A 19,626-nucleotide genomic window follows, 5' to 3' on the forward strand; every position below is an offset into this window, starting at 1 on the left:
ACTTCGGCAGGATACTTCTTGGGCATGGTTTCTATCTTTCTCTCGAAAGACAGCGGCATCAAATCAGGGACGGTTCAGACCGGGTGCATGGCGGGATCCCTGAGCAGTTCGAAGATCTCTGAAGGCGCGGCGGCCACGAGGCGGCTGCGGGTTTGGCGATACGGGGATTTATTCATCAGCCCATCCTATGCATCATCTGATCCGGTGCCCGGCGGCCGGGCCTATCCCCAACGATGTTGTTGTGCCATTCTGGGTTTACCTGCACCAGTCAGGAAGGGAAATCGATGAGCCACCGAAGCGATCCGGACCTTTTACTTGGCCCGATGCTCCGCCACGTAGATGCTAGCTCCGCCAGTATCTGGGTGGAGACAGCTCGGTCTGGCACCGTCGAGGTCCGTTGCGGTGAAGACATCTGGAGTGCGCCGACTTTTGGTGCCCACGGCCACCACTATGCATTAGTTGAGGTGACGGGGCTGGAGGTTGGAAGCGTTTATCCCTACAGCGTGCATCTGGATGGGGAACGAGCCTGGCCGCGCGATGATGGCTTCCCCGATTCCATGATCACCACCATCGACCCCGCCAAGAATCCACGGCTGGCCTTCGGGTCCTGCCGCACCAGCGTTCCGCATGACGCGGCGGGCAACCGCAAGCACGGGGTGGACGCGATGCGCGCCTATGCCCTGTCCATGGCGGGCCCGGATCATGGACCGTGGCCGGATCTGATGCTCTTCCTCGGGGATCAGGTTTATGCGGACTCCACCAGTGACCAGATGCGCGAGTTCATCCGCAGCCGGCGCGATATCAGGGAAGAACCCGGGGCGGAGCTGAAGGACTTCGAGGAATACGCCCACCTGTACCGGCTGGCCTGGTCGGACCCGGCCAACCGCTGGCTTCTTTCCACCCTGCCCAGCGCCATGATCTTCGACGACCATGACATCCGCGACGATTGGAACTCCTCGCACAGTTGGAAACAGGACATGGAGCAGAGAAGCTGGTGGCATGAACGCATTGTTGCGGGCCTCGGCTCCTACTGGATCTATCAGCACTTGGGCAACCTCTCTCCCGAAGGCCGGGCTGCAGATCCACTGTGGCAACGCATCGCGGCCCACACCGGCCCCGAAGAATTGGATATCACTGCCGACTTGGACCGGTTCGCCGAGCGCGTCGATGCCGCACCGGAAGAATACAGGTGGAGCTACTGCCGCGACTGGGATACGGTGCGGTTGATCGTGGTGGACTCCCGTGCCGCGCGCAGCCTTGACCCCGAAGCGCGTGCCCTGCTTGATCCACCGGAAAGTGCGTGGCTTGACGAGCAAATGCAAGGTGGATTCCGCCACATGCTGGTCGCTACCTCACTGCCCTTCCTGCTACCCATGGGACTGCATCACGTGGAAGCGTGGAACGAGGTCTACTCCTCCGGGGAACGTGGCCCGGCCCGGGCGTGGCTCGGCGAACGGCTGCGCCGGGCCGTGGACCTTGAGCATTGGGCGGCGTTCCAGCAAAGCTTCCAGGACGTGGCCCGGTGGGCCACCGAGGTTGCCGATGGTAAGCGCGGACCAGCCCCGCAGACCGTCACCTTCCTCTCCGGGGACGTGCATTTCTCCTATGTCTCCGAAGTCGAACGCGAGACCGGGAGCAGGATCATACAAGCTGTGTGTTCGCCCATCCGCAACCCACTGCCCCGGTTGATGCGCTACTTTGCCGCAGCCTTGGCCTTGGGTCCGGCCGTCCCCTTCGGGGCTTGGATGGCTCGCACCTCACACGTGCCGGATCCGCCCTTTCGCTGGGACGGCATCTTGGGGCCGTGGTTCGACAACAACCTAGCCATCCTTCAGGACACCGAGGACGGGCTGGTGATCAGCTGGGTCACCGGAGTGGTGGAGCACCAAGACCATCTGCACCCGAGGTTGGAAACCGTCGAAGTGGCAGCGATCGAACCGCGCGAGGGATGACGCGACCGTCTGGTATCGGGGGTATTAGCGGATTCTCGCCTCGGCTTGATGAATACGGCAACAGCCAACGTACCCGGCGTACCTTTGAGCGCTTGTCTACAGATATGGGGCTGCATCTGTTTCAGCACTTTGATCATGACGCATAGCCCCTCCTTTTTCACCCCATGACAAAGCCTTTATTGTGAACAAAGAACTGCGCCTTCGGAGGCAAGAGCCGGCGAGCGTATTTGCCGGATTCTTGTCTGCCTGTCCGAGTACCTAGGTGCCGTTGCAGTGTTTGGTGATCAGGGCGGCGAAGCGAAGCTTCTCCAGAGCCTCGGGCACCGGGAAGCGCGTGCGTTTTTTTGAGAGCGCACCGGTCAACGGTTGCAGAATCCGCACGGTGTCTTTGCGGAATCCAATGAGGTTCGACTCGTTGAGACGCCAAGGTACTTCTGGGTGGGCTTCACGAATCTCAAGCAGCGTGTTCAAGTCAGCAAGATCCTTGTCTTTTCGGCGTTCGCTCCAGGCAAAGGCTTTGAGGACAAGAGCTTCTTCAAGGTTGGGAATGCGGGTCTGGTAGTTCAGGGTTTCTCCGTCGCCCAGGTCGGCTTCGACGTCAATGATCAGCGGTGGGTGGTTGAAGACATAGGCCAGTTCGATCAGGGTATCAATTTGGCCAACGCCTGGAACGGTTTGTGGACGAATACCAGGCGCGTTGCCGGTGCGTGGAGCGAGAAGGTTGATCTCTACTCGTTGTTCTGGAGCGAGTTCCTGGTAGAACAGGTTCCCTCCTTGTTTAGTGAAGTTTTGGGCGAGGAAGTTCCTGATCATAGGGGCTGCGATTTCCAGACTGCCGATGGCAGTATCGGCATCTGTCGTTGATCGAGGGACCGCGTTTGCGGCGGGATAAACATGCAGCAGCAGACGCACCATGTGCCCACCCACGATCCGGTAGTCGTTGCCTTCGGCCGCCTCAGCAACAGCCTTTTGCCCCCGGTACCCCAGGGCGTCAGCGGCACTCGTAGCGAGGGCGTAGATCTTGTGCGGCTTGGTCATAGCGAAAGAGCCGTGGTGATCAGAGCAGCGAGCTGTTCCGCAGCCTCGCGGCTGTCAACGTCGTTGCTGTTCAGGACATCCCAGTAGACCAGAGCCGCATCGGCAAGATCCAGGTCCTCGTATATGGGAAAAGCTCCTATCTCGGTCAGACGCCAAGTAGTTGGATCATCGGGGATGCAGGTGATGAGTGTGGCTTCTTCTAACGGGGCAGCGACAAAGCCACGGCCTGATAAGTCGATCGGGCTGTCGACGTAGATCCGACCGCGGGTAGGGAGTTTCCACGGCATCAGCCGGTCAGCTGCCACGTCCCCACTCACCAACGGATGCACGTCGAGCAAGCGTGCTTCTTCAACAGCGTTCAGAGTTTGCTTAACAATGGGGTCCAAGCTGTACCAGCCAAATTGCTGCCCACCCGCCCCAGGGTAAGCTGCCGCCCACCGTTCTAGTAGTTTTACCGGCTTCTGAGCTTCCACACCGTCAATGGTGCTAGTGACCAGAGGGCCGAGATTCTTGCAAACGCGCGATACCATCTGCTGGCTCACACCCGCATACCCTGCGATCTCCGACTGATGCATTGGCGTATCAGCCAACAAAAGGCACCGTTCGATGGCCCAACGCCCCCACGCCATTCTGCGCGAGCTCTTCCGCTGAACAGGAGTGGCCTGTTCGAAAGCCTCAGGAGTGAAAACTGTGCCTTTGAGGATCAGCTGCAGCGGATGCTCCGTGAGCACATCAACCTGCCCGGCCCGAGCTTGTTCAAGAACACCATCGGTGGCTGTGCGGCCCGCAAACAGGGGACGTACCGGAGAACCTTGATGAGCAATAAAGTTACGAATGGTGCGCGCAGAGACTCGTTCCGCCGAAGGCACCATCGCCACTGAAAAGATTGCGTTCTCCGGCGAGCGCAGCAACCACGACCGCTCCTCAGTTCCTCCATCGATACGGAAATCCAATTCGCGAAGAAGGGAGACTACATCAAGACTCATAACCCACCACCTGTTACAACTATAATCCCATACTACGGGTTGAGAGTTGTTAGACAAAGAAATAAAAAAGAGGTATAGGCAAAGAGATCTGTTCCAAGGTACAGCGGCTGTACGGAAGCCGCTACAGAGGCAGGACGCACCACCTTTGGCAAGCCCAGATCTGAGGTACTTTCACGTAGGTCATTCGGAAGAGCGGCGAAATGTGCCATCGGCAGCTGGCGCGTGATCGCAGGATGGCCGGTACGGCCAGGTCTACTGCCGCCCCTTCCACGATAGTATGCCCACCTGCCTGTAGCGTGCCATCCTGATGGATTCCGGTGCTGGAGAAAATCGGCCTTCTGCGCATCATCGAGGTCTCTGAGCGATACTCACCGGCTTCGACCCGGACCTGTCTCGCCAAATCACGCAGACCAGCACAGGAATCCGCGGGCTAGCGCCGACAACGCGCCAGTCGGACACCTCGATCAAGTCCGAACGCGTCAGCCATTCAGGCAGCAAACGACTTGAAATGAGCATTGTTCCTCTCAGCGTTCGCATCCATCCGCTTCGGCCCGATCAGCCGATCCCACTACGACCGGACACGAGCCCGGAGAAAGCGCCACAACCAAGCGCTCATCGCACTAGCCCACCGCCGCCTCACAGTCCTGTTCGCCATGCTCCGGGACGGGTCACTCTATGGCGTTCCAGAGCTGAGAATTGCTTGACTTTTTACATAGGGGCACCCCCTGTTCTCGAGGCACGTGGCCGAGAACCCAGAGCGTGCCGTCTGATGTCTAGGACACGTGCCCCTGGAACGCTTCACCGAACCGTGACGTTCTTGCCCGGGCGACAGCCCTTCTCGTCTCGGATAATTCATCCATTACTACCGTCAACCAGTTTTTCGCGAAAAACAGCATCGCAGGCGTCTAGTTCATTCCATTGTCAACAGCAAGTTATTGAGCTGCAAAAGGACCGGTTCACGCATTGCCGCGTGATCCGGCCCTTTCGGCTATTCAGATTCTTGGGTCTGACCTTTCAGTAAGTGAGCTCTTCAGCTCTCCACACGCTGTACCTTACCTACCAGAAAGACATAGGCGAGGATGCCGATAGCAGCAATGACGGTCATATAAATGAAAGCCGGACCGAAGTCAGTGGCGGACACCAGCAAACCAATCACGATAGGCGTCGCAATCGAAGACAAGTTACCAATGAAGTTGAACATGCCTCCGGTCAACCCGATTAGATGCGACGGAGCCATGGCGGATACCAATGACCATGTAATCGAGGCCAAGCCATTTCCGAAGAAGGCAATGGACATGAACATGATGACCATTACTGTGCTATCGGTAAAAATCGCACCAATCATGCTCATGGAGAGCAACAAGCCCACGATGATTGGCAGCTTACGCGACGTGCCCAGGCTTGCACCACGTTTGAGCATCAGATCCGAAAGCACGCCACTGATCAGGACGCCTACCAGCGCAGCGATAAAAGGAAGGGAGGCTAAGAATCCAGTCTTGATGTAGTCCATCTGACGGTATGTCACTAGGTATGTCGGGAACCAAGTGAGGAAGAACCAAAGGGTTGAGGTCAGACAGAACTGACCGATATAGATGCCCCACAGTTTGCGACGACCCAATACCAAAGCGAAGTCTGCCTTGCTCAGCTTTGGCTTGACTTCTTTGGTCTTGGTGCTGCCGAGGTCAACAAGTCCGCCACCTTCACGGATATAGTCCACTTCGGCAGCATTGGCTCGCTTCGAATCGACCGGGTTGCGGTAGACGACGTACCAAACGAGGCCCCACACCACGCCAACTCCACCGGTAACTACGAAGACCCAGTGCCAGGTCAATGCGTGCTGCAACCACAGTAGAACTGGGGTCAGCAGTGCAAGTCCAATGAACTGGCCCGAGGTGTAGAAACCGATAGCGGTTGCGCGTTCACGTTCAGGGAACCATGCGGTAACCACCTTGTTGTTGATTGGATAAGCCGGTGCTTCAAAGCCACCCACCGCCATGCGCAGGACAATCAGTGCAACAAAGCTGCCAGCCATTCCCATGAAGATGGTCGCTACGGACCACAGCACCAGGCAAATTGGGTACAGCAGTCGTGGCTGAACTTTGTCGACCAGCCAACCGCCGGGCAACTGCATAGCAGCGTAGGTCCAGCCAAACGCGGAGAGCAATAGGCCCTGTTGTGCGGTATCTAAGCCAAATTCGTCGGCAATGAGCGGGGCCGCCACCGAAAGGTTGGAACGATCCATGTAGTTGATAACAACGGTAAGGAACAACATGAACGCTACGACATAGCGCATTTTTGTGGCTTTGCCAGTCCCCGTAGTGGTGGGCGCTGACAACGCTGTCGAGTGTGACATATGGTTTACCATTCTGCGAAGGACCCATCTTTGTGCCGCCAAATTGGATTGCGCCAGCGGTGTCCTTCCACTGCGCGTTCAATGACGTATTCTTCGTTGACGTCAATACCCAGACCCGGGCCTTCAGGGATGGCGACCATGCCATCTTCGTAGGCAAAGACCGACGGGTCGTTGACGTAGTCAAGGAGGTCGTTGGATTCGTTGTAGTGAATTCCCAGGGACTGTTCCTGGATAAATGCGTTGTAAGCACCGGCATCGATCTGCAGGTTGGCGGCCAACGCAATGGGGCCCAGTGGGCAGTGAAGAGCAACGGCGACGTCATAGGCTTCAGCCATGGACGCAATCTTTCGCGCCTCCGTGATGCCGCCACAGTGCGAAGGGTCTGGCTGAATGATGTCCACAGCTCCGCTGGCCAACACGTCTTTGAAATCCCACCGGGAGAAGAGACGCTCGCCCAGAGCAATCGGGGTGCTGGAGTTGCGTAGCGGTTCGAGCATTGACCCGATATTCTCGCTGAGCACTGGTTCTTCAATGAACATCAGCTTGAACTGCTCAAGCTCACGCAACAGTACCTTCGCCATTGGCTTGTGCACACGACCATGGAAATCGACACCGATGCCCACGTTCTCACCCACGGCATCCCGAACGGCCTGAACGTTCTCCAAACAGCTCTGAACCTTATCCCAAGAATCGATGTACTGCAGCTCTTCGGTTCCGTTCATTTTCACCGCAGTGAATCCACGATCCACAGCAGCCTTCGCGGCGGCGGCAGTATCGGATGGGCGATCGCCACCAATCCATGAGTACACACGGATCTTGTCGCGGACCTTGCCCCCAAGTAGCTCATACGCTGGCACGCCCAAAGCCTTACCCTTGATGTCCCAAAGTGCCTGGTCGATGCCGGCCAGGGCGCTCATCATGATGCCTCCACCACGGTAGAAGCCACCGCGGTACATGACGGTCCACAGATCTTCAATGTTCCGAGGATCCTGGCCGATGAGGTAGTCGGAAAGTTCTTCCACGGCCGCGGCTACCGTCGCGGCACGCCCTTCGAGGACTGGCTCGCCCCAGCCGACGATCCCTTCGTCGGTTTCAATCTTTAGGAACAGCCATCGAGGCGGCACCATATAGGTGGTCAGTTTTGTAATTTTCATGCAGACTTCCTCATCTCATGGATCGTTCGGTAGGCGTGGACAAGCTTGTCTGCCCGGGTTTTCAAATCTTCTAGGCTTCGTCCCGCCTTGTAGAGCGAGGAGCCAATGCCAAATCCGGTCGCCCCGGCTTCAGCCCATACCTGCATGTTTTCTTCGGTAATTCCACCGACCGGCAGAAGACGAATTTCTTTGGGTATCACTGCGGTCCAGGCTTTGAAACCGACCAAGCCAACCTGTTCGGCTGGAAAAATCTTGACGTTCTGAGCTCCCGCTTCGATCGCGTCAAAGGCGTTGCTGGGAGTCGCTGCACCAGGGAATGAATCCATGCCAAGAGCGACGGTTTCCTCGATGACCTTGAGGTTCGTATTTGGGGAAACGATGATCTGCGAACCTGCTCCATGGCAGGCGCGGACTTGGCTTACGGTGAGAACGGTTCCGGCGCCGACAACGGCATCCGCAGGAAGTACGCGACGCAGAATTTCAATGCTCTTCAGCGGTTCTGGCGAATTCAGTGGCACTTCCAAAGCTCGGAAACCGCTGGCGTAAAGGCTCTCGCCAACTGCTTGCGCTTGGGCAGGATCCAGGCCACGCAATATGGCGACAAGTCCGGAAGGATGCAACGGGGATGGGGTTTCATTCACGGCGTGAGCCTTTCTATAAAAGTCATTGGCGGAGGGAAATACTTAGACCGGCGAAGCTTGGAGTAGCCCTAGTGCGCAAGCCACTGCCCAGACACCTCGGGGCGCCGTGCCTTGCAGTTCGCGAACTTCGGTGATGCCGAAATTCTTCAGTGCTCGCCTGTATCGTGCGCTGAGTTCTTTATTCCCGCAAATAGTCAGCGGAGGAAGCACTGAACCGTCCCATGCACCGATGACCGAGCGGATTTCGGCACCGATCATCAAGCCCGAGAGGTAGTCGCTGACCTCTGTTCGCTGCAGCCGCCCGGTGAGCACCAAAGTGCGTGCTGAAAATGCTGTCAGCATGAGATCAGCGGCACCGTTTGCTGATTGGGACACTTGAACCCCGCGTTCAAAGGCAATCCAGCTAACTGACTCTGACGACTCGATCATTTTGGACAGAATCGACTGCGAACTAAGCAGCGCGAAGGTCTCCCCTGTCATCGAGGTGGAGAATTCGGTGATCGTTCGGCCTTGGACCTTAACCCACTTTGAATGAGTACCGGGCAGCAGGAACAACTGCTCCATTTCCGATCGCGAATCGGTGCCACCTAGTTCAACTGCACCTAAAATCTGCGTTTCTTCCCCCCGCATCACATCGGGCAGTGTCTTGAGATCCAGTACACCGGGAATGACGTGCATGCGCCGGCCAGGAGAGATTTCGACCGAAGCTAGTTCGAATTCTGGGGCCGCCAGATTGGCGGGCACCGCGCGGTACGTGGCTTCGACCCAGCCTTGCTGGCTGCCTATCATTCCACAGGCAATAACTGGAATCAGCGGGTAGGTTTCCATCCATTCCCCACATAGTTCGGCGAGCGCTTGCTCGAAGGCCGCGTCCAGGGTGAGAGAGTTTTCTTTGGCTTGTGCCGCGACCTGCATGATTCCAAGGGACGCACTTCGATTTGCCACGATGCTTCCGCCGCGGCCCATGAGGTAAGCACGTGCGGAAGTGGTTCCCCAGTCAAGGGCAATCAGCTGGGCTTCGGCGATGTTTGTCATAACTCCTGTTTTCATCTCGTGCGTCGCACGAGCTAATTTGAATGTGGTCCCATTCACATGTGAATATTGTCGTAGTCGTCCCAATACTTCAAAGAGTGTTGTAGATAGTGGGATGAAGATTTTTGATGGCCGCTGACACGATAGGAACTTCTGATGGCGCACGATGCCGGACAGAGCAATGGAAACACTGTTGAGGGGCCTCCCCCGGGCACACTCACGCTCGCTCGTGGGTTGGATATTTTGCGGGCAGTCGGGCAAGGCGCAACAAACCTCAATGAGGTCGCGGCCGCAGCCACTATTGGTAAAAGCGCTGCCCACAGAATGGTGACACTTCTTGTCCAACGCGGATTTCTGCGCAGCACGCATGGCACCGACTTCAGCTTGGGTCCGGCGCTGATAGAACTAGGGTTTAATGCTCTGTACCAGAGCCCTGTTCCAGTGATCGCAAAACCAATCCTCGAGGAGCTTGCCCGCAAGTATCAAGACACCGTGCACTTGGCGGTTGAAGATGAATCGCAAGTGCTCTATGTGGATAAAGTGCCTGGAACACGGGGCGCGCAAATGCGTTCTCGAGTGGGGCAACGCATGCCCTTGAGCCGAACCGGAATCGGAAAAGCCTTGCTTCTGGACAGTGCCGATCGATGGGAGACAACCTTCGATTCAGAATCCCCTATTCAGCAATCATCGCATCAGACTAAAGACGCCTTCCTACGTCGCATGGCGACATACGCCCGCGAAGGAATCGCACTGGATTTGGAAGATAACGAACCGGGCATCAGGTGCGTGGCAGCGCCCATTCGCGATGGCAGCGGAAAAATCATCGCCGCGATCAGCTTGTCTGCAACAAATCCCTATATGCCGGAGGAACGCATGAAGGCCCTCAAAGCGGTTATGGGGTCTACCGCCGCACAGATTTCACGCAAACTCGGCTACTCAGGGAAAACTTTCTAGCAAGCTCCATAAGACAAGTTGCCCTGATTGGAGAGCTCAGGTTATTGGTCGCAGATCACCAGGAATGTTCAAGCTGTAATCCAACTGACTGCTTCCAGAGGAATTGATGAGAATACGCACACTGGGAACACCACTCCACCAACAGATAGCCGTTGAAGATATCTAAAGTCCATGCAGTTTGGACTCGATACTGGCCAAGCGTCTGGGAGCGGGGTCCGTCTATACGCGGGACACCAAAGGTGGTCTCATTCATTACCGCTGGTACAAGGCCACCTCTGCGGCCATTGGTGCTGTTACCCTAGATCTGACCACAGGTGGACAGTTTTCGGGGAGCAAGTCGGTCAGCAGTCACCTCCCCGCTGGCCAATGAGCCCACATGGAGAATTTCACCCTCCTCCATCGCCTAAAGCGCCTGCTCAACAATAGGTCCAGGGCTATATCACCCAACCTCCTGCCCCTCGGCTCCGGGATAATCCTCCGGCCAGCGTTTCAGAAAGGGCCGGGGCACAATAGCTTCCCCCTAGATTTCCACGCACTGTGCGTGCCGCAGCTTAATGACTTGATACGAAGGGAGCTCACCTCACGAGCACCTACACGAGGGCGTAACTTTCCGCCCTGAGTCCGACCGAGCGGCAACCGGTGCTGCGTACGCTCAATTCCCCGCGACTGCTCAAGACCGAGATCGTCACCACGGCCAGTGGCGCCAGCGTTCTGATCATCGCCTTGCTCGGCGTGGCCAAGCTAATGGGCTTCATTGCCCGTCAGGTGATAGTCGGCTTTGTAAATGCTCTGGCAGGGAGCTGCGTGACTGGCCTTGATCCCGTATGCACCCGCCAGCCGAATCAGGCCAAGGAATCCACTGTGGAGCAAAGGTACTCCACGGCGGATCCCCTTCCTGTTTGCGCGTCAGGAGAAGTTGATCCCGCCATCAATCAGGACCGTCTGGCCGGTCATATGATCCGAATCCGGGCCAGCCAAATACGACACCAGCTTGGCAACGTCTGCTGGCTCGGAGACGCGTCCGGCCAAGATATTGTCTACCTGCGCCTGCAGAGCGCTGCCGCGCGGAGTTCCATCACGGGCGGTGAGCCGCTCGTCGATCAGGTCCCACATTGCCGTTCCCACCACCCCCGGGGCATAGGAATTGACCGTGATGTCGTGCTTGGCGAACTCCATGGCGGCCGCTTGAGTCAGCCCACGCACCGCCCATTTGGTCGCCGAATAGGAGGCAAGGATGGGGAATGGACGGAAGGCGACAATGGAAGCCGCACCAATGATCTTCCCGCCGGTACCCTGCTCAATGAAGCGTTTGGCCGCTAACTGGTAGGAGTAGAAGACTCCCTTGATGTTCACGTCAAGCATGCGATCCAGCGCTTCGGGTTTCACATCCAAAATCTCGTCCACCTGCGCAATGCCAGCGTTGGCCACGAACACCGTCAGGTCCCCCCAGGGCACCGGTGCCTTCAGCGATCATGCGCTGCACATCCTCGGGGTTCGAAACATCTCCCGTCACCCCGACCGCGCGGCGCCCGCGCTGTTCAACCGCGGCCACCACTGCATCGATATTATCCTGGGCTCCTGCGATGTCAGCGACGATAATATCCTGCCCATCATCAGCCAAGCGTTCGGCAATGGCCCGGCCGATCCCTCGTCCCGCTCCGGTGATCAGCGCTACGCCTGCAGTGGATTCTGCCATGGTGATTCCTCCTGTTGGATACTGCTCAAACTGGTCGGCGGTCTGGCTAGCCCGTCGAATGTGCCCAGCTTGTGCCCTGCTCCCAGCGTCGCGATAGCACCGTTCTCACTGAGCGATAAAGCGCACCTGCTCGCCGCAAGGTCCCACGGAAGGCATTCTCACCAGTTGATAACAGCCCTAGCGGTACTGTGACGCAGGATACACAATTCAGTTAAGGCTTCGCTGCCGGTTCCCCGTTGGAACCGGCACGGGCCGTGACCTGACCGTCTAGTAGATGAGGTGACAACGATGGTGTTCCCCGCAAAATATTCATCTCTTAACGCTCTTGAGCTCTCTGATGAGGCACGTCGGATCTTAACCCGGATCATCCGGGTTTCCTTTCCGCATGCGCAATTCCCGGATGGGCCCTATGAGCGCATGACCGAGAAAATCATTGAGGCTTCGGCTGAATCCAGCTGGTTCCGCATGGCCTTGACCCAGGGCTTGATGACCCTGGATACGCTCAGCGAAGAGCATTTCCTGGACCTGCCTGATGACCGTGCCCTGGCGGTGCTCAAGCGCATTGCGGATCTGGAGTTTTTCGCCTTTATTCGCCGTACCGTAGTCCTCAATCTCTACGATGACCCGGAAGTGCATCAGGCGCTGGGCTACGAAGGTGAATCATTCTCTCAAGGTGGCTATATCAACCGTGGCTTCAATGATCTGAACTGGCTGCCCGAGCCGCGTATTGAGGAAAGCGACGAGGCCGTGCTGGAGCTGGGCCCGCTTCCGTACGCCGTGACCGCTTATGCACCTGCAGCAAACACTCCGCCCGTGGGCAATGTCCTGGGTGATTCAGGAATCCTTGAGGAAGGGAGCACTCGATGAGCGCCGAAGAAAAATCAGCCGTGCACGATCATGATGACGACTCTGTGGTCGTCATCATCGGTTCGGGTGCCGGCGGCGGAACCTTGGCCCACGAACTGGTGTCCAAGGGGGTCAAAGTTGTCCTGCTGGAAGCTGGTCCGCACCTGAAAAACGAGGACTACCACCAGGATGAATGGGCCGCCTTCAACCAGATGGCCTGGCTGGATCCACGCACCACCTCGGGTTCCTGGCGGGTGGCGCGCGACTTCCCGAACCTGCCAGCCTGGATCGTCAAGGCCGTCGGTGGAACCACAACCCACTGGTCCGGAGCCACCCCACGGTTCAAAGCCCACGAGTTCAAGGCCCGCAGCACCTACGGACGAGTTGATGGGGCCAATCTGCTGGACTGGCCGATCACCTTGGCAGATCTGGCACCGTACTACGACCGCGCCGAGCAGAAAATGGGCAGCACCCACCGCCATGGCCGTCCACCACTGCCAGCGAATAACAACTACAAGGTATTTGCCAACGGAGCTCAGCGCCTGGGCTACCGCCAATACGCCACCGGGCCCTATGCCACCAATGCCGAGCCCTATGACGGTCGTCCGGCGTCGATCCAAGATGGCTTCAATTTCCAGGGCGATAAGAACAAATCCAAATGGTCCACCATGGTCTCGGAAATCCCCAAGTCCTTGCGCACCGGTCTGCTGGATTTGCGTCCCGACTCTCACGCCGTGCAGGTCACCCACACCGCGGCCGGCAAGGTGGACGGAGTCATCTACATCGACTCCGAGGGAAATCCGCAACAGCAACGGGCCCGCATCGTGGCCGTTGCCGGCAATTCCATCGAAACCCCGCGCCTGCTGATGCTTTCAGCATCCCCGCTGTTCCCCGACGGACTGGCCAACTCCTCGGGCCAGCTGGGGCGCAACTACATGCGCCACACCACCGGAAGCGTCTATGCGAAGTTCGACCAGCCGGTGAATATGCACCGCGGGGAGACCATGGCCGGGCTGATCGCTGATGAGTCCCGGCATGACCCGGACCGTGGATTCTGCGGCGGCTACTACATGGAGACCATCGCGCTGGGGCCAGCCTTCCTCGCCAGCTTCGTGGAGCCCGGCGGCTGGGGGCCGGAATTCACTGCGCTCTTGGATGACTACCTGAGCACCGCGGGAATGTGGATCACCGGCGAGGACATGCCGCAGGAAAGCAATCGGATCACGCTCAACAGCACCGTGACCGACCGCTTGGGCTTGCCCGTGCCCAATGTCCATTTCGATGACCACCCGAACGATGTCGCCATGCGAACGCACGGCTACCAGCAAGGTTCGCTGCTCTTCGAAGCGGTCGGCGCACGCTCCACGCACCACACGCCCCCGTACCCCTCAACGCACAATCTCGGAACCGCGCGCATGAGCGATCGTCCCGAGGACGGGGTGGTCAACGCGTACGGCCAGGCCCATGACGTGCCGAACCTGTTCATTTCCGATGGTTCGCAATTCACCACCGGAGCCGCCGCCAACCCGACGTTGACCATCGTGGCCCTGGCCATTCGCCAAGCCGAATACATCATCCAGCAAATGGCCCAGGCCAAGCTCTAGCTGGCTGCGGTGCTTCGCTACTCGGCGCTGGCTGCGCCCAGTAGCGAAGTACCGCGCAGGGCACGGCTAACCCGTGAGGCCACATCGCGCAGCAAGACGGAGACTTCCTGCCGGTTGGCTTGGAACTCTGCCGGGGACATCGAGACCGCGACCGAGCCAATGACCTGTCCCCCGGGCGTGGTGACCGGAGCAGCCATGCACGATGCACCCCGGATGAACTCTTCCTGTTCGATGGCGATGCCGGTCTCCCGCACGGAATCCAGCTCGATGGCAAAGCTTTGTGGATCGCAGATCGTCGCAGAGGTCATCCCCGGCATGCCATGCTTTTCCAGGTAGGCGCTGCAGCGTTCGGCGTCCATGGCGGCCAGCAGCACCTTGCCGAAAGCGGTCGCATGGGCACCATTGTTGAAGCCGAACCCCATGGGGGTGATCCGCGGACGGGTCGCCGACTCAACGACGTGCGCGACGACAATATCTTCACCACGGTGCACCGCATAGTAAGCGGCGGCGTCCGCCCGCGTATGAAGTTCCCGGATCAACCGGGCCACCGACGGCGGGGTTCCCACCTGCCGGCGCAGGGAACTATCCAGGGCATGCAGCTTGTAGCCCAACGCGTAGAGGCCCTCGTCGCGCAAGTGGACCAGATGGCCCGACACTGTCAGCGTCTTGAGCAGGCGGTAAACGGTAGGCAGAGGCATCTGCAATGCTGCCGCGATCTCCTTGGCTGCCATGCCCCGGTTATGAGCAGCCACCACGTCCAATAAGGCGAAAGCCTTCTGAACTGAGGCAAGGCCAGCTAGTGAATCGTTGTATCCCATGTCCCCATCTTGTCGATGCGTGCCGCGAACTTCAATATTGAGTCGCAGCCGCATCTGGCCTTGCCGCAGTATTCCAGAACTCAAGCGATGCGCGTGCTAGTCGATCTCCAGCTCGCCCATGCGGTCCCAGGTATCCCCTTCAATCTGCCGGCTCACGATCCGGGGGGTCTCAACCAGGGCCGGGGCCATGTCGATCATGGATTGCTTGAAGTGGTCGCTGCCGACATGGACGCCAGCGGCATCATCTTGGAATGCTTCAACCAGCACATACTCGTTCGGGTCTTCCAGGCTACGCGACCAATCGAACCAGAGGTTTCCCGGTTCCTGTCGGGTTGCTTCGGTGAAGTTGCGTACCAGTTCCGGCCAGCGTTCTGACCAGTCGGGCTTAACTTGGAATTTAACGACAATAAAGTACATGTTCTCGTCCTTTCAGATGGCAAGACTTCCCTGTGTTGGCAGGGCCTACTGCCAGTGTCTCCGAACCCCTGGTGCTGGGCCAATGGGCATTATCGGCAGGCGAGAACGCAAACGCGCACCGCTTGGGGTTCAAAGACCTACCGTCCTTTTCCCATTGAACGAATATTGCCAGCCAGCGGCTTTCCTGCATTCCTCAACCACAAGAGGACACCCGCACTCTGCCCCTGCCTTCCCATGGTCATTGCACGCATTCAGGTGTGGAACGCCCCACTGCCTAGGATAATCACGGATATCGAGGCGGGATCAAGGCAAAAATCCAAAACTTCGCAACTGCCGTTCTTGTACAACAGCTAGTCCAAGAAACCGCGCAGCAGAGTCGCAGTGCCATCAAGGTGTTCTTGCATCAGCTTCTTCGCGCTCTCCCCATCGCCGCGGAGTATGGCGTTCAAGATGTCCTCATGCTGACGGCTTGAGTGGGCGATATTCGGTTTCAGGAACGGAATGCGGTCCAACAGTTCGCTGGTTGCGTCGCGCGCCTCTGCGACGGATTTTGCCAGCATGCCAGAGGCCGATAAATCGGCGATCATGACATGGAGCCGGGCATCCAGCGGTCGGTAGTTCGACTCGTCAGCTGAGTTGACAGCTTCGTGCGCCAGCATCAAATTGTTTCGCTGAGTAGCAGTGAGCGACGCTCCTGCGGCTAATTCCGCTGCAGCAGGTTCGACAACCGATCTGAAGGCCAGCACATCTTCAATGCGTGCACGGTCCGAATCATCCAATGGATTCTCGTGCGTGTTCGGATGGGCAGCAACAACTGTTCCACCGTAGCGGCCGCGTTGCACCTGCAAGTAGCCGGCGCTCTGCAGTTCCGCCAAAGAATCGCGCAACGTTGCACGCGAAACACCCAGGGCTTCCGCAAGCTCCCTTTCTGCGGGCAGCTTTTCGCCGGGCGGGAAGACGCCGAGCCTCATGGCGCGCAAAAGTTGCCCGAGGGTCTCCTCGAAGACGTTTCCTCGGCGAACTTGCCCGAGGAACCTCATCCCTTCCCGGGAATCCAATGGTTTAGTTTCGGCCATGATCCAAGAATGTCACACTATTTGGTTCAAGAAAACACCTATCGTTTCTTCTTGTCAGTTGCAATTTCTAATCAACCTATTGACTTTCCTCCGTGACCCCTGCCACAGTTGAGCGCATGCAAAGGACTGATTTCAGTCCATTAGATTCAGGACTCATGGACCGAGGAAGCTCACATGACCAAGAATTCACATATCGACTACGCATCGGTTGACAAAGACTACCTACGACATAGGCAGCTCAAGAAGGGCGCCGCAGGCTGGATCCTGCTTGCCGGGTTGGGCATCGCCTACGTTATTTCCGGTGATTTTTCAGGCTGGAATCTCGGCTTGGCCGCTGGCGGCTGGGGCGGACTGCTCATTGCCTTCGTGCTGATGGGCATCATGTACACCTGCATGGTGTTCGGCTTGGCAGAAATGTCCTCTACGCTGCCCACCGCCGGCGCTGGCTACGGCTTCGCCCGCAGGGCCATGGGCCCGCTAGGCGGCTTCGCCACCGGCATGGCGGTGCTCATCGAGTACGCCGTAGCTCCCGCCGCCATCGCTACCTTCATTGGCGGCTACATCGAAGCTCTCGGCCTGTTCGGGATGACCAATTCCTGGCCCGTCTATCTGGTCACCTACATCGTTTTCATCGGCATCCACATGTGGGGCGTGGGCGAAGCGCTCAAGTTGATGTTCGGCATCACCGCTATCGCCATCGTGGCACTAGTGGTCACAGTCTTTGGTCTAATTCCGCACTTTGAGCCGAGCAACCTCTTCGACATCGTTCCAGATGGTTCAGTCGGTTCCTCCGCGTTCATGCCCTTCGGCGTTTCCGGAACCCTCGCTGCACTTGTCTTCGGCATCTGGTTCTTCCTTGCAGTAGAGGGCGTTCCTCTGGCTGCCGAAGAATCGCAAGATCCGAAACGCGATATGCCCAAAGGCATCATTACCGCAGTCATCTTCTTGGTCTTCTCCGGTGCTGCTGTGCTCGTCCTGGTCCCAGGAGTCGCGGGCGCCGAGGCCATGAGCGTCTCCGGATCGCCGCTTCCCGAGGCCCTGCGCGAAGCCTACGGACAGAATTCGGCGTTGGCGAACTTCGTGAATTACGCAGGCTTGGCGGGTCTGGTGGCCAGCTTCTTCTCCATTGTTTATGCCTACTCCCGGCAGCTATTCGCCCTTTCCCGCGCCGGCTACCTGCCCCGGGTCCTGTCGCTGACCGGTTCCCGCCATACTCCTTGGGTCGCCCTGCTGGTTCCAGGCACCATCGGATTCATCCTGGCCGCAGTCATCCGCAATGGCGACCAACTGATCAATATCGCCGTCTTCGGAGCCACCGTCTCCTACGTGCTGCTGAATCTGAGCCACATTGTCCTGAGGATCAAGGAACCCGATCTGCCCCGCGGATATCGCACCCCCGGCGGCATCGTCACCACATCCATTGCACTGGTACTCGCTGTCATCGCTCTCATCGCAACATTCGTCGTGGACATCCTCGCCGCAGGAATCACCGCAGGTGTCTTCGCCCTGGCGCTCGCCTACTTCTGGTTCTATAGCCGGCATCGCCTGGTGGCCAGCGCACCCGAAGAAGAATTCGCCATTCTGGAGTCCGAAGAAAATGCCCTGAAATAAACCGGTCCCAAGCCAATGAACCAAATCCCGACAATCGAAGGAACATTCTCCATGCAAGACATCCAAGAACTCGTCAAGGCCGCCAAGAACGAACGCATGCTGAGCGTTGAACAGCTGACCGAGGGCATCCGCACCGGAGTCTATGATTCGGTCATCCTGGCCTTCACCGACATGCAGGGCCGGCTCCAGGGAAAAATCGTCCACGCGCAGTTCTTCCTGGACACCGTGCTGAACCACGGCACCGAAGCCTGCAACTACCTGCTGGCAGTGGATACCGAAATGAACACCGTGGAAGGCTACTCGCTGACCAGCTGGGACACCGGCTACGGCGACATGGAGTTCGTGCTGGATTACGACACCATCCGCCCGGTCCCGTACTTGGAACGCACGGCACTGATCCAGACCGACTTGGCCACCACGGACGGACGGCCGGTTCCAGTGGCCCCGCGGTCCCTGCTCAAGGCGCAGCAGGAGAAAGCCGCTGCGCTGGGCTTGCGCGCCATGGCAGGCACGGAACTGGAGTTCTTGATCTTCAACGACTCCTACGAAGATGCGCAGCAGCGCGGCTACCGGAACCTCACCCCTGCCAACCAGCACAACGTCGACTACTCGATCCTGGGCTCAATGCGCGTCGAGCCGCTGCTGCGCGATATCCGCAACGCCATGTACGAATCGGGCATGATCGTCGAATCGGCCAAGGGCGAGTGCAACTTCGGGCAGCACGAGATCGCTTTCAAATACGACGACGTTGTCACCACTGGCGATAACCACACCTTCTACAAGCTCTCGGCCAAGCACATGGCCTCGCAGCGCGGGCAATCCATCACCTTCATGGCCAAGCCCAACCAGCGCGAAGGTTCCAGCTGCCATATCCATATGTCGCTGCGAAAGCTCGACGGATCCTTGGCCTTCTGGGACGAAGCCCGCGGAGAACGCACGGAGATGTACAACCACTTCATCGCCGGAGTCCTGGCCACCATGCGGGAGTTCACCCTGTTCTACGCCCCGAATATCAACTCCTACAAGCGTTTCGCCAAGGGGTCCTTCGCACCTACCGCAGTTGCCTGGGGTATGGACAACCGTAGCTGCGCGGTCCGGCTGGTGGGCAAGGGATACGGCGCACGCATGGAGAACCGCCTGCCGGGCGCGGATGCCAATCCGTACCTGGCCATGGCCGCCATGCTGGCGGCCGGTCTCTACGGCATGGAGAAGAAGCTGGAGCTGCCCGAGATGGTGACCGGAAGCGCCTACGACTCCGGATCCCAGCATGTGCCCCAAACCATGGCTGAGGCCCGAGAGCTCTTCGCGAACTCGGAAATCGCCATGGAAATCTTCGGCAAGGAAGTAGTGGAGCACTACACCCGCTACGCGGACGTGGAAATCGAGCAGTTCAACGCGGCGGTCACCGACTGGGAAGTTTCCCGCGGTTTCGAGCGCCACTGATCACG

General features: G+C 58.3%; 17 protein-coding genes and 1 pseudogene. 7 read left to right on the forward strand and 11 right to left on the reverse strand.

Annotated elements, in window-relative coordinates; translation table 11 throughout:
- The first annotated feature begins 284 nt into the window (after nt 1–284).
- Nucleotides 285–1,952 carry an alkaline phosphatase D family protein gene (locus CQ015_RS14515; protein WP_258138596.1) on the forward strand — a complete coding sequence of 556 codons (1,668 nt, stop codon included), beginning with the start codon at nt 285–287 and terminating at the stop codon, nt 1,950–1,952.
- Nucleotides 1,953–2,210: 258 nt separating this feature from the next.
- On the opposite strand, the gene CQ015_RS14520 is transcribed toward CQ015_RS14515, so the two are convergent.
- Nucleotides 2,211–2,867 carry a nucleotidyl transferase AbiEii/AbiGii toxin family protein gene (locus tag CQ015_RS14520; protein ID WP_181150435.1) on the reverse strand — a complete coding sequence of 219 codons (657 nt, stop codon included), beginning with the start codon at nt 2,865–2,867 and terminating at the stop codon, nt 2,211–2,213.
- A 119-nt stretch (nt 2,868–2,986) separates the two neighbouring features.
- Nucleotides 2,987–3,976: a type IV toxin-antitoxin system AbiEi family antitoxin gene (locus tag CQ015_RS14525; RefSeq protein ID WP_105569443.1), complete on the reverse strand. Its 990-nt coding sequence runs from the start codon at nt 3,974–3,976 to the stop codon at nt 2,987–2,989.
- A gap of 427 nt (nt 3,977–4,403) precedes the next feature.
- Here CQ015_RS14525 and CQ015_RS14530 point away from each other — a divergent pair.
- Nucleotides 4,404–4,680 (forward strand): annotated as a pseudogene (locus tag CQ015_RS14530) (transposase); the annotation flags it as partial.
- Nucleotides 4,681–5,006: 326 nt separating this feature from the next.
- On the opposite strand, the gene CQ015_RS14535 reads toward CQ015_RS14530, so the two are convergent.
- From CQ015_RS14535 to CQ015_RS14550, 4 genes are all read right to left on the reverse strand, one after another.
- On the reverse strand, nt 5,007–6,269 hold the full coding sequence (locus tag CQ015_RS14535) for an MFS transporter (RefSeq protein WP_181148342.1): 1,263 nt from the start codon (nt 6,267–6,269) through the stop codon (nt 5,007–5,009).
- A gap of 65 nt (nt 6,270–6,334) precedes the next feature.
- Nucleotides 6,335–7,483 carry a galactonate dehydratase gene (gene dgoD, locus CQ015_RS14540; RefSeq protein ID WP_105569441.1) on the reverse strand — a complete coding sequence of 383 codons (1,149 nt, stop codon included), beginning with the start codon at nt 7,481–7,483 and terminating at the stop codon, nt 6,335–6,337.
- The gene (locus tag CQ015_RS14545) at nt 7,480–8,124 is read right to left on the reverse strand and encodes a 2-dehydro-3-deoxy-6-phosphogalactonate aldolase (RefSeq protein WP_105569440.1); all 645 of its coding nucleotides are present in this window, start codon (nt 8,122–8,124) and stop codon (nt 7,480–7,482) included. The genes dgoD and CQ015_RS14545 overlap by 4 nt, the downstream gene beginning before the upstream one ends.
- A 42-nt stretch (nt 8,125–8,166) precedes the next feature.
- Nucleotides 8,167–9,321 carry a 2-dehydro-3-deoxygalactonokinase gene (locus CQ015_RS14550; RefSeq protein WP_146113345.1) on the reverse strand — a complete coding sequence of 385 codons (1,155 nt, stop codon included), beginning with the start codon at nt 9,319–9,321 and terminating at the stop codon, nt 8,167–8,169.
- Here CQ015_RS14550 and CQ015_RS14555 point away from each other — a divergent pair.
- Nucleotides 9,313–10,110, forward strand: a complete 798-nt coding sequence (locus CQ015_RS14555) for an IclR family transcriptional regulator (protein WP_105650466.1) — start codon at nt 9,313–9,315, stop codon at nt 10,108–10,110. The two genes, CQ015_RS14550 and CQ015_RS14555, sit on opposite strands and share 9 nt — an antisense overlap.
- A gap of 906 nt (nt 10,111–11,016) precedes the next feature.
- Here the strand turns inward: CQ015_RS14555 and CQ015_RS19415 are convergent.
- Both CQ015_RS19415 and CQ015_RS19420 read right to left on the reverse strand, forming a co-directional pair.
- Complete coding sequence (locus CQ015_RS19415; RefSeq protein ID WP_258138599.1) at nt 11,017–11,514, reverse strand: SDR family oxidoreductase; 498 nt, start codon at nt 11,512–11,514, stop codon at nt 11,017–11,019.
- The gene (locus tag CQ015_RS19420) at nt 11,465–11,806 is read right to left on the reverse strand and encodes an SDR family NAD(P)-dependent oxidoreductase (protein ID WP_258138601.1); all 342 of its coding nucleotides are present in this window, start codon (nt 11,804–11,806) and stop codon (nt 11,465–11,467) included. Before CQ015_RS19420 ends, CQ015_RS19415 begins: the two co-directional genes overlap by 50 nt.
- Before the next feature lie 288 nt (nt 11,807–12,094).
- Between CQ015_RS19420 and CQ015_RS14565 the strand changes: the two genes are divergently transcribed.
- Complete coding sequence (locus tag CQ015_RS14565) at nt 12,095–12,673, forward strand: hypothetical protein (protein ID WP_181150436.1); 579 nt, start codon at nt 12,095–12,097, stop codon at nt 12,671–12,673.
- Nucleotides 12,670–14,256: a GMC family oxidoreductase gene (locus tag CQ015_RS14570; protein WP_105650467.1), complete on the forward strand. Its 1,587-nt coding sequence runs from the start codon at nt 12,670–12,672 to the stop codon at nt 14,254–14,256. The genes CQ015_RS14565 and CQ015_RS14570 overlap by 4 nt, the downstream gene beginning before the upstream one ends.
- Before the next feature lie 17 nt (nt 14,257–14,273).
- On the opposite strand, the gene CQ015_RS14575 is transcribed toward CQ015_RS14570, so the two are convergent.
- From CQ015_RS14575 to CQ015_RS14585, 3 genes are all read right to left on the reverse strand, one after another.
- Nucleotides 14,274–15,074, reverse strand: coding sequence for an IclR family transcriptional regulator (locus CQ015_RS14575; protein ID WP_105650524.1), 801 nt, complete (start codon nt 15,072–15,074; stop codon nt 14,274–14,276).
- Between the two features lie 96 nt (nt 15,075–15,170).
- The gene (locus CQ015_RS14580) at nt 15,171–15,491 is read right to left on the reverse strand and encodes a putative quinol monooxygenase (RefSeq protein ID WP_105650468.1); all 321 of its coding nucleotides are present in this window, start codon (nt 15,489–15,491) and stop codon (nt 15,171–15,173) included.
- 350 nt (nt 15,492–15,841) lie between these two features.
- Nucleotides 15,842–16,567 (reverse strand): FadR/GntR family transcriptional regulator, encoded by a 726-nt coding sequence (locus CQ015_RS14585; RefSeq protein ID WP_258138607.1) that lies wholly within the window; start codon nt 16,565–16,567, stop codon nt 15,842–15,844.
- 174 nt (nt 16,568–16,741) lie between these two features.
- On the opposite strand from CQ015_RS14585, the gene eat reads away from it, so the two are divergent.
- Nucleotides 16,742–18,178 (forward strand): ethanolamine permease, encoded by a 1,437-nt coding sequence (eat, locus tag CQ015_RS14590; protein ID WP_105650470.1) that lies wholly within the window; start codon nt 16,742–16,744, stop codon nt 18,176–18,178.
- A gap of 51 nt (nt 18,179–18,229) precedes the next feature.
- The gene (locus tag CQ015_RS14595) at nt 18,230–19,621 is read left to right on the forward strand and encodes a glutamine synthetase family protein (RefSeq protein ID WP_219844316.1); all 1,392 of its coding nucleotides are present in this window, start codon (nt 18,230–18,232) and stop codon (nt 19,619–19,621) included.
- Nucleotides 19,622–19,626 lie beyond the last annotated feature (5 nt).

Source organism: Arthrobacter sp. MYb221, assembly GCF_002979835.1.
Classification (GTDB): domain Bacteria; phylum Actinomycetota; class Actinomycetes; order Actinomycetales; family Micrococcaceae; genus Glutamicibacter.

What these genes read in the sequence shown, in the direction of transcription:
- CQ015_RS14575 (WP_105650524.1), bottom strand. Translation starts at nt 15,074, where the DNA reads ATGGGATACAACGATTCACTAGCTGGCCTTGCCTCAGTTCAGAAGGCT.
- CQ015_RS14555 (WP_105650466.1), top strand. Translation starts at nt 9,313, where the DNA reads ATGGCGCACGATGCCGGACAGAGCAATGGAAACACTGTTGAGGGGCCT.
- CQ015_RS14565 (WP_181150436.1), top strand. Translation starts at nt 12,095, where the DNA reads ATGGTGTTCCCCGCAAAATATTCATCTCTTAACGCTCTTGAGCTCTCT.
- eat (WP_105650470.1), top strand. Translation starts at nt 16,742, where the DNA reads ATGACCAAGAATTCACATATCGACTACGCATCGGTTGACAAAGACTAC.
- CQ015_RS14595 (WP_219844316.1), top strand. Translation starts at nt 18,230, where the DNA reads ATGCAAGACATCCAAGAACTCGTCAAGGCCGCCAAGAACGAACGCATG.
- CQ015_RS14520 (WP_181150435.1), bottom strand. Translation starts at nt 2,867, where the DNA reads ATGGTGCGTCTGCTGCTGCATGTTTATCCCGCCGCAAACGCGGTCCCT.
- dgoD (WP_105569441.1), bottom strand. Translation starts at nt 7,483, where the DNA reads ATGAAAATTACAAAACTGACCACCTATATGGTGCCGCCTCGATGGCTG.
- CQ015_RS14585 (WP_258138607.1), bottom strand. Translation starts at nt 16,567, where the DNA reads ATGGCCGAAACTAAACCATTGGATTCCCGGGAAGGGATGAGGTTCCTC.
- CQ015_RS14580 (WP_105650468.1), bottom strand. Translation starts at nt 15,491, where the DNA reads ATGTACTTTATTGTCGTTAAATTCCAAGTTAAGCCCGACTGGTCAGAA.
- CQ015_RS19420 (WP_258138601.1), bottom strand. Translation starts at nt 11,806, where the DNA reads ATGGCAGAATCCACTGCAGGCGTAGCGCTGATCACCGGAGCGGGACGA.
- CQ015_RS14535 (WP_181148342.1), bottom strand. Translation starts at nt 6,269, where the DNA reads ATGCGCTATGTCGTAGCGTTCATGTTGTTCCTTACCGTTGTTATCAAC.
- CQ015_RS14515 (WP_258138596.1), top strand. Translation starts at nt 285, where the DNA reads ATGAGCCACCGAAGCGATCCGGACCTTTTACTTGGCCCGATGCTCCGC.
- CQ015_RS14525 (WP_105569443.1), bottom strand. Translation starts at nt 3,976, where the DNA reads ATGAGTCTTGATGTAGTCTCCCTTCTTCGCGAATTGGATTTCCGTATC.
- CQ015_RS14570 (WP_105650467.1), top strand. Translation starts at nt 12,670, where the DNA reads ATGAGCGCCGAAGAAAAATCAGCCGTGCACGATCATGATGACGACTCT.